This is a genomic window from Fructilactobacillus sp. X2R1C3 (assembly GCF_059901425.1).
The window spans coordinates 208,706-217,166 of sequence record NZ_JBWXUW010000003.1; the positions used below are offsets into that span (position 1 = coordinate 208,706).

Consider the following 8,461-nt stretch of genomic DNA (forward strand, 5'->3'; position numbering starts at 1 on the left):
ATCAAATTTATTTCCAAAACGTATCGTAAACATTAATGGGAAGGTGCCGCTTATGTTGAGTTTTCAAATACCAATTTTCAATCACGTTAGCCGCACTTGAACTGATGTCCTGACCTTCCAAAAAGTCATCAATATTTTTATAACTAACTCCAAGTGCCTTTTCATCCGGAAGAGCTGGACGATCATCTTCGAGATCCGCCGTTGGGGTTTTCTCATAAAGTTTTTTAGGTGCATCAAGGTACTCAAGAAGGGCACGTCCCTGGCGTTTATCCAGTCGCCAAATTGGAACAATATCAGATGCACCGTCACCAAATTTAGTGTAAAAGCCGGTCACCGCCTCGGCAGCATGATCAGTTCCCAGTACAATTCCCTGGTTGGCACCAGCAATGGTAAACTGCGCAATCATCCGCGTACGAGCCTTAATATTGCCCTTATTAAAATCAGAAACAGAATCACCGTTAGCTTCAACCGCTTTTACCATCGCATCGACTGAATTCTTGATATTGACGCGTTCAACCCGATCAGCATCCATAAAATCAATGGCTTCCATGGCGTCCGATTCATCAGCTTGTTCACCATAAGGAAGACGAACCGCAATAAACTGATATTCAGTATCGCCCGTTTCTTCCCTTAATTCATTCATTGCCATTGATGCCAATTTGCCAGTCAGAGTGGAATCTTGACCACCAGAAATTCCCAATACTACTGATTTAATGAACGAATTCTTTTTAACGTAATCCTTGATAAAATCAACACTACGTCTAATCTCCGTTTCAGGATCAATCTTTGGTTGAACCTTTAAAGCACTAATAATCTGTTTTTGCAGTCGCTTTTGTTTTTCATCCATTACTATCACCTACTCTAATTTTTGTTCAACCCCATTATGAATTTCATTAATTAAATTCATCTTGTGGTCCCATAATTTCTTAGAAAGATCAACTGGGTAATCTTGTGGATTTAACTGACGCTTGTACTCCGGCCAGAGTGCCTTCAAAGAATCGGTCGCATGCTGCTTAGTAGCCTCTAACGTTGGCATTTGATATACCTGCTTTCCGTCTTTAAAGATATCCTGTAAGAGCGGTTCAGCATTAAAGTTAGTAATGGTCTTGTTAATGTACGTGAAGTGGGGGTGGAACATGTACACGGAGGACTGTTCACGTGGATCCTCACCGTCAAGTGTAATGTAATCTCCCTCAGATTTACCGTCGTCTTTTTCAGTAATCCGCCAAACTTGCTTCTTGCCTGGAGTAGAAACCTTCTCAGCATTGTTTGACAGTTTGATAGTATCGACCATGTGACCTTGTTCATCTTCAACCGAGACCAGTTTGTAAACCGCACCAAGTGCTGGTTGGTCAAAGGCCGTAATTAACTTGGTTCCAACACCCCAAGAGTCAATCTTGGCATTTTGCATCTTTAAACTACTAATGGTGTATTCATCAAGATCGTTAGAAGCCACAATTTGAACGTCCTCAAAGCCAGCTTCATCCAGCATTTCTCTAACTCTTTTTGATAAGTACGCCATATCACCGGAATCAATTCTGACACCTTGAAAGTTAATCTTGTCGCCCATTTCTTTTGCAACCCGAATTGCATTTGGAACCCCACTTTTAATGGTATCAAAGGTATCCAACAGAAAAGTACAGTTCTTATGGGTCTGGGCATACGCCATAAAAGCATCATAGTCATTTCCAAATGATTCAATCAAAGAGTGCGCCATCGTTCCGCTGACCGGAATGCCAAATTCCTTACCAGCTAACACATTGGAAGTCGCGTTAAACCCACCAATATATGCCGCTCTGGTTCCCCAAAGTGCAGCATCAACTTCTTGGGCCCTACGACTACCAAACTCCATTAAGGGATTATTTCCAGCTACCATTCGAATTCGAGCCGCTTTAGTAGCGATCAAAGTCTGGTAGTTCACCATGTTCAAAATAGCGGTCTCAACTAATTGACATTCCGCAATCGTTCCTTCAACTTGAACAATGGGTTCGTTGTTGTAAACTAAATCACCCTCAACAGCAGAACGAATTGTCCCAGTAAACTTAAAGTTACGAAGATAATCCAAAAATTCATCGGAATAATCGCTAATTGATTTTAAATACTTAATATCCTCATCAGTGAAGTGAATGTTGTTGATATATTCAATAATGTGTTTTAATCCTGCAAAGACGGCATATCCATTTCCAAAGGGCATGTCTCTAAAAAAAACTTCAAATACAGCGTGACGATTTTGCATATGTTTTTCAAAATAAGTTGCCATCATATTGATTTCATAATAGTCAGTGTGTAAAGTTAAATTATCAGGACTTTGTAATGTTGACATCTTTAATCTCCTCTAGCCCTTTCAGGCTAAACTATTGTTGTTACTCGTTGCACATTATATCACATAATAACCAAAAAGAAGGCTAACAAATGACGCACAAATTTCCGACCACCGACATCGCTTCCATCCCCTTTGTTAACACGACTTTCACCGAATTTATGCAAGTAATTGAATCCCAAATAGACGACCATCAAAACATGTTTGTGGTAACCGCAAATCCAGAAATCGTCGTTTATGCTAATCGTCACCCTTACTACCAAAAAATTTTAAAAACGGCTACTTACGTCGTGCCGGATGGGATTGGTATTATCAAGGGTGCCAAAATGTTAAATGATCCGATGCCAGAACGAATTACCGGCTATGACATTTTTAAAGCACTGTTAGCTTGGGGGAACCAAAATAACAAGTCAGCCTATTTTCTGGGAGCCAAGCCCGATGTCGTATTTGATTTACGAAAAGTCTTAACCGTCAACTATCCGCATTTAAAAATTGTTGGGATGCAGGACGGCTATTTTAAAAACGACATTCCCATCATTAACAACATTGAAAATAATGAAATTGACATGATTTTTGTTGCGACTGGTTTCCCTACTCAAGAAGAATTCATAGCAAAACATCGAGACAAAAATAACGGGCTGTGGATTGGGGTTGGAGGAAGCTTTGACGTTTTGGCTGGACACGTCAAAAGAGCTCCTGACTTCTGGATTAATCATCACATCGAATGGCTCTATCGCCTTTTTAAAGAACCCACCCGTTTTAAACGAATGCTGGCCATTCCCGAATTTTTAAATTTAGTTAGAAAACAAAAAAAGGATGAGAAGTAATCTCATCCAACTTTATGAGCCCACGTTAGTAGGGCTCTTTTTATTTATTTAGGTAAAACTCAAATCGCTCAGCAGCGTACTGAGCCTGAACAAACTCAAATGGTTGCTGATTTTGAAGATAAGAGATCTGTTTTAGTTTAAGAATGGGTGCCTTTACCTCAATATCAAGTAAATCCGCAATCCGATCGGTCGCTAAAATTGCCGAAATAAACTGTTTCGCACTTCTCGGACGAAGGCCCTTTTTATCCTCTAAAGATCGATAAAGAGAACTCGAAACGTCTTCTTCACTTAATCCTTCAACCATCGATGCGTTAACAGCTGCTACTTCATAGCAAATTGGAATGTTGTCTCCATAGCGAATCCGATTCATCCGCAAAACCCGATCATCCTGACTCAGACCCAAAACGGAGGCCTCCTTAAAGGTGGGCTCAACAATCTTATATGACAAAGTTTTAGTGGATGGCTTTTTCCCTTGCGCCAGCATAATGTTAGTAAAGCTGGTTACTCCGGACATCTTTTCTTGAACCTTTTGGTTAGTAACGTATGTTCCTGATCCAGCAATCCGCTTTAAAATCCCATCTTCGACAAGCGCTTGAACAGCTTGCCTGAACGTCATCCGACTCACGCCGTACTGTTCGGATAGTTTTCTTTCAGATGGAATCCGGGTTCCCACTTTCCAGCTTCCGTTCTCGATCTTACTCTTAATATCATCATGAATTTTAATATAAACAGGTACTGTCATAATTACTCCTACCTTGGTATAAAAAAATCGACTAACATTTGTTAGTCGATTTTACACCAATAATTAGTATTGGGCTAGCTGGGTTCGAACCAGCGCATCACAGGATCAAAACCTGTTGCCTTACCACTTGGCTATAGCCCAAGAATCAATGGAGGGGAGTGGATTCGAACCACCGAACCCGAAGGAGCGGATTTACAGTCCGCCGCGTTTAGCCAGACTTCGCTACCCCTCCATAATAAATGAGTAATTCGTAGTAACGAATCAACGTTTATTATATTACACGGAATCAGGATGTTAGTCAATACTTTTTTTCAAAAAATAAAAGGCGCTAACTTTACAGCGCCTTTCATTATAGTGATTTTAATTTACCCCATCCATCAGTTTCTTAACTGGTTTGATCATCAATAATAAGACGATCCCAAACAAGATGGCAACAAGTCCAACGATCCCGAAGTACGCAATTTCGTGCCCTGGAGTGTAGAACTTAACGATTTGTGAGTTAACCGCCTGCCCAGCAGCATCTGCTAAGAACCACATACTCATCATCTGTGATTCAAATGCTTTCGGAGCAAGCTTAGTGGTAACTGAAAGTCCAATTGGTGAAATCAACATTTCGGCAATTTCAACAATGGCCCAACTACCAATTAGCCATAATGGGCTAACTTTAGCTGATGAACCAAATAGGAAAATTGGAATCATCATAAATAAGTACGAAAATCCAGCGAAGAACATTCCCCAAGTAAACTTAGCTGGAGAACTTGGCTCTTCTTTTCTTTTAGCCAGATATGTCCATAAGAATGCGAACAGTGGTGTGTACAACATAATGAACAACGGGTTAAGTGACTGATACCAAGTAGCATTAATGTGCAAAAATCCGAGGTTATTGTTAGTTTGATTTTCAGCAAACAGTGCCAAAACAACGGAGCCTTGTTCCTCAATGGCCCAGAATACCGCAGCAGCGATAAATAATGGAATATAGGCAAGAACCCGTGAATGTTCTGTCTTAGTAACCTTCTTACTTCTCAAAATCACAACGAAGTAAATAATAGGAGTTAAAATTGCGATGATACTCAATAGTAGAACAAAGTTGTCAATGCTCAAAACCTTGAAATACCACATCCCCGCGATAATAACGGCAAATACAGCTAAGCCACCAATAATCTCAAGAACTAAACGATTCAAATCGTCTGGTTCTAAGGGATCACTTGGATAGAGGCCATCGATGCTCAAAGTCTTTTTACCACTGAAGTAGTAGTAAATTAAAGCAAAGAACATTCCGATAGCGGCAAGTGAGAAACCAGCATGGAAATTAAAGTCCATTCCCACGGTTCCAACTAAGATCGGTGCGATGAACGACCCTAAGTTAATTCCAAAAACAAAAATGGTAAATCCAGTATCACGTCTTGGATCATTTTCACCATACAAGGCACCAACCATTTCTGAAACATTTGGCTTCAACAGTCCAGTACCAACGGTGATTAAGACAATGGAAATAAATAGCGCTCCGGCACCAAATGGTAACGACAGTACCACGTGCCCAAACATAATTAAAATTCCACCATACAGAACGGTCTTTCGACTCCCCCAGACACGATCACTTAGATAACCACCTAACACCGATGTTAGAAATACTAGTGAACCGTAAATTGCCATAACTGAAGCTGCAGTGGTTGGAGAAAATCCTAATCCACCCTTGGCGACTGAGAAATACATGTAGTATAAAAGAATTGCACGCATCCCGTAGTAACTGAATCGTTCCCACATTTCAGTGAAGAACAGTGTTTGCAACCCTTTTGGTTGCCCAAAGAACGCATGGTCGAGACTCTTCTCGCCTTGTCCGTTCATAAAATCTCCTCCTGTCAATCTTTTAACAATTATCAGAAATAATACCATTCTTGATTTTCATTTACAATCATATCTCGACAAAAAGTTTGTTAGAATAGTGATTATCAAGGAAAAGGAAGTGGATAATACATTGTTCAAGGAATTTAAAGAATTTATATCACGAGGAAATGTGGTTGACATGGCCGTCGGAATTATCATCGGGTCTGCCTTCACTTCGATCGTGACTTCATTGGTTAATAACATTTTTAACCCGTTTATTGGACTGTTCTTAGGAAAAATCGATCTTTCATCCCTCGCCATCACCGTCGGAAAAGCCAAGATAAAATATGGTTTGTTTCTAAACTCAGTCATCAATTTCCTGCTGATTGCTTTCATCGTCTTTTTACTGGTTAAATTTATCAACAAGTTAACTAATAAAAATCAAAAAAAGCAAGAAAAGAAGGCTCAAGAACCGAGCCTTACTGATCAATATCTAGCTGAAATTGTTAAACTGCTTAAAAAATAATTTCCTTAATCACACCAACATCACGTTGGTGTTTTTTTATAACATATCTAGGTATCTGTCACGTTCCCATTGAGAAACGTTTTGTCTGTAAGCATTCCATTCCATGTTCTTTGCATCCAAGTAATTTTGATACATGTGAGGTCCCATGGCTTTCTTCATAAGTGGATCGGCTTCATATGCTTTAAGCGCATTGTGAAGGGTTGAAGGTAAGTTTTCAATATGATCTAGTTTTCGTTCCTTGCCGTCCATATGATAGATGTTACGGTCAATTGGCTCACCAGGTTCAATCTTGTTCTTAATACCGTCTAACCCAGCTTCAAGAATTGAAGCAATTGCTAAATATGGGTTAGCGGAAGGATCAACACTTCTAAGTTCAAGGCGGGTGCTAAGGCCACGACTAGCTGGGACTCGAACTAGTGGTGAACGGTTCGATGCCGACCATGCCACATAGACTGGTGCTTCAAAGCCAGGAACTAGTCGCTTGTAAGAGTTAACGATTGGGTTACATACAGCAGTTAATGCCTTAGCATGCTTCAAAAGTCCCCCTAAGAAGTAGTAAGCCGTTTGTGATAATTCCAGGTCACCATCTTTATCATAAAAGACGTTGTCACCATCTTTATCAAACAATGACATATTGATGTGCATCCCGGATCCATTGATACCGTTCAATGGTTTTGGCATGAAAGTGGCGTATAATCCGTACTTTCTAGCAACCGTTTTGACAACTAACTTAAAGGTTTGAATGTGATCTGCCGTAACCACGGCGTTATCGTACTGAAAATCAATTTCGTGTTGCCCAGATGCGACTTCATGATGAGAAGCCTCAACTCGAAAGCCCATATTTTCTAATTCAAGAACCATATCGCGACGAATATTGGCTGCCAAATCCATTGGTGCCAAATCAAAGTAACTTCCGTGATCATTCAATTCAGTAGTTGGATTACCCTTGTCGTCCATCTTGAATAAGAAGAATTCAGGTTCTGGACCAATGTTAAAGTTAGAAAAGCCCATTTCTTTCATTTCATCCAGCACACGCATTAAATTATTTCTTGGATCACCAGCGAATACCTCACCATCTGAGGTATGAACACTACATGTCAGACGAGCAACCTTACCGTGTTCGTCACCCCATGGGAAGACCATCCACGTTGAAAGATCGGGGATCAGGTACATATCACTTTCCTCAATGCGTACGAAACCATCAATTGAAGATCCATCAAACATAATCTTACCATCTAAAACCTTGTTTAGTTGGTTGACGGGTACCTCAACGTTTTTGATGCTGCCCATCAAGTCAGTAAACATTAGTCGAATAAATCGGACGTCTTCATCTTTCACCATTTGGCGAATGTCGTCTTTTGTATAATCATGTACCATAAGTAGTCTCCTTATTTTAAATACTTACCCTGTTGCTTTAAATCAGAATCATCATACAAGCGTCCAGCTTTTAAAATATCGTCTTTCAAGTATTCGCGCACGTCTTCGTCACTAAGTGATTTATCACCACTATGTAAAAGTTTTCGACGACGTTGTTTCTCAAATACTCTTTTAACCTGAGCAATTGTCATTCCCTCAATTAAATAGTTGTGAATCTCAAGAATTTGATCCACATTATCTAATGAATACAAACGTCGGTTTCCTGATGTTCGTTTAGAATGAACAAGACCATGATCATCGTAATACCTTATTTGTCTGGATGATAAGGAAGTAAGCTTCATAACGGTTCCCATTGGAAGAACCGCTAAAGATTTCCTCAGTACTTTTTCACTCATACGCATATCTCCTTGATATGACACCATTCTATTCGTTATTGATATAAGCGTCAACAACTTATGTTATGAAATGTAACACTGATCCAAGTTTAACATAAAACTTACGATATAAAAAAAGACACAAGAAATAAATTCTTGTGTCTTCATGTATGTATGCGCATCTTCAAGCACACCATTAGATTCTATTCATTCATTACTTGCTATGCCAAAAATTTAATCATCATTAAGAATGAATAAAAAATTATGCCGGCTGCAGGACTTGAACCTGTGACCCTCGGTTTACGATACCGATGCTCTACCAGCTGAGCTAAGCCGGCAAAATGACGATAAATTAAAAGTGCTAACGGCAATTGTTGTTAGCACTCAGACATAGCTCCGGCAGGCGGGCTCGAACCGTCGACAACCTGATTAACAGTCAGGTGCTCTACCAACTGAGCTATGCCGGAATAA

8 protein-coding genes and 4 tRNA genes are annotated in these 8,461 nt (G+C 39.9%); 2 read left to right on the forward strand and 10 right to left on the reverse strand.

Going from position 1 to position 8,461, the window contains the following annotated elements; translation table 11 throughout:
• Positions 1 to 7: 7 nt before the first annotated feature.
• Together nadE and AC6UDD_RS05035 are read right to left on the reverse strand one after the other, a co-directional pair.
• Entirely contained in the window at positions 8 to 847 is an 840-nt protein-coding gene (nadE, locus tag AC6UDD_RS05030) for an NAD(+) synthase (protein WP_500719267.1), read from the reverse strand.
• 9 nt (positions 848 to 856) lie between these two features.
• Positions 857 to 2,323 (reverse strand): nicotinate phosphoribosyltransferase, encoded by a 1,467-nt coding sequence (locus AC6UDD_RS05035; protein ID WP_500719271.1) that lies wholly within the window; start codon positions 2,321 to 2,323, stop codon positions 857 to 859.
• A gap of 89 nt (positions 2,324 to 2,412) precedes the next feature.
• Between AC6UDD_RS05035 and AC6UDD_RS05040 the strand changes: the two genes are divergently transcribed.
• Positions 2,413 to 3,147, forward strand: a complete 735-nt coding sequence (locus AC6UDD_RS05040) for a WecB/TagA/CpsF family glycosyltransferase (protein ID WP_500719275.1) — start codon at positions 2,413 to 2,415, stop codon at positions 3,145 to 3,147.
• Positions 3,148 to 3,187: 40 nt separating this feature from the next.
• Here AC6UDD_RS05040 and AC6UDD_RS05045 read toward each other — a convergent pair whose 3' ends face one another.
• The 4 genes from AC6UDD_RS05045 to AC6UDD_RS05060 form a co-directional block, all read right to left on the reverse strand.
• On the reverse strand, positions 3,188 to 3,889 hold the full coding sequence (locus AC6UDD_RS05045; protein ID WP_500719278.1) for a GntR family transcriptional regulator: 702 nt from the start codon (positions 3,887 to 3,889) through the stop codon (positions 3,188 to 3,190).
• A gap of 69 nt (positions 3,890 to 3,958) precedes the next feature.
• A tRNA-Gln gene (locus tag AC6UDD_RS05050) sits at positions 3,959 to 4,030 on the reverse strand.
• An 8-nt stretch (positions 4,031 to 4,038) separates the two neighbouring features.
• Positions 4,039 to 4,121: transfer RNA gene (locus tag AC6UDD_RS05055), tRNA-Tyr, on the reverse strand.
• Positions 4,122 to 4,249: 128 nt separating this feature from the next.
• Positions 4,250 to 5,734 (reverse strand): peptide MFS transporter, encoded by a 1,485-nt coding sequence (locus AC6UDD_RS05060; protein WP_500719280.1) that lies wholly within the window; start codon positions 5,732 to 5,734, stop codon positions 4,250 to 4,252.
• A 130-nt stretch (positions 5,735 to 5,864) separates the two neighbouring features.
• Between AC6UDD_RS05060 and mscL the strand changes: the two genes are divergently transcribed.
• Positions 5,865 to 6,239 carry a large-conductance mechanosensitive channel protein MscL gene (mscL, locus tag AC6UDD_RS05065; RefSeq protein WP_500694498.1) on the forward strand — a complete coding sequence of 125 codons (375 nt, stop codon included), beginning with the start codon at positions 5,865 to 5,867 and terminating at the stop codon, positions 6,237 to 6,239.
• A gap of 36 nt (positions 6,240 to 6,275) precedes the next feature.
• Here the strand turns inward: mscL and glnA are convergent, their stop codons facing one another.
• From glnA to AC6UDD_RS05085, 4 genes are all read right to left on the reverse strand, one after another.
• Complete coding sequence (gene glnA / locus AC6UDD_RS05070; RefSeq protein ID WP_500719282.1) at positions 6,276 to 7,616, reverse strand: type I glutamate--ammonia ligase; 1,341 nt, start codon at positions 7,614 to 7,616, stop codon at positions 6,276 to 6,278.
• A gap of 11 nt (positions 7,617 to 7,627) precedes the next feature.
• Complete coding sequence (locus AC6UDD_RS05075; protein ID WP_500694500.1) at positions 7,628 to 8,011, reverse strand: MerR family transcriptional regulator; 384 nt, start codon at positions 8,009 to 8,011, stop codon at positions 7,628 to 7,630.
• A gap of 244 nt (positions 8,012 to 8,255) precedes the next feature.
• Positions 8,256 to 8,328: transfer RNA gene (locus tag AC6UDD_RS05080), tRNA-Thr, on the reverse strand.
• Between the two features lie 56 nt (positions 8,329 to 8,384).
• Positions 8,385 to 8,457: transfer RNA gene (locus tag AC6UDD_RS05085), tRNA-Asn, on the reverse strand.
• Positions 8,458 to 8,461: the final 4 nt, after the last annotated feature.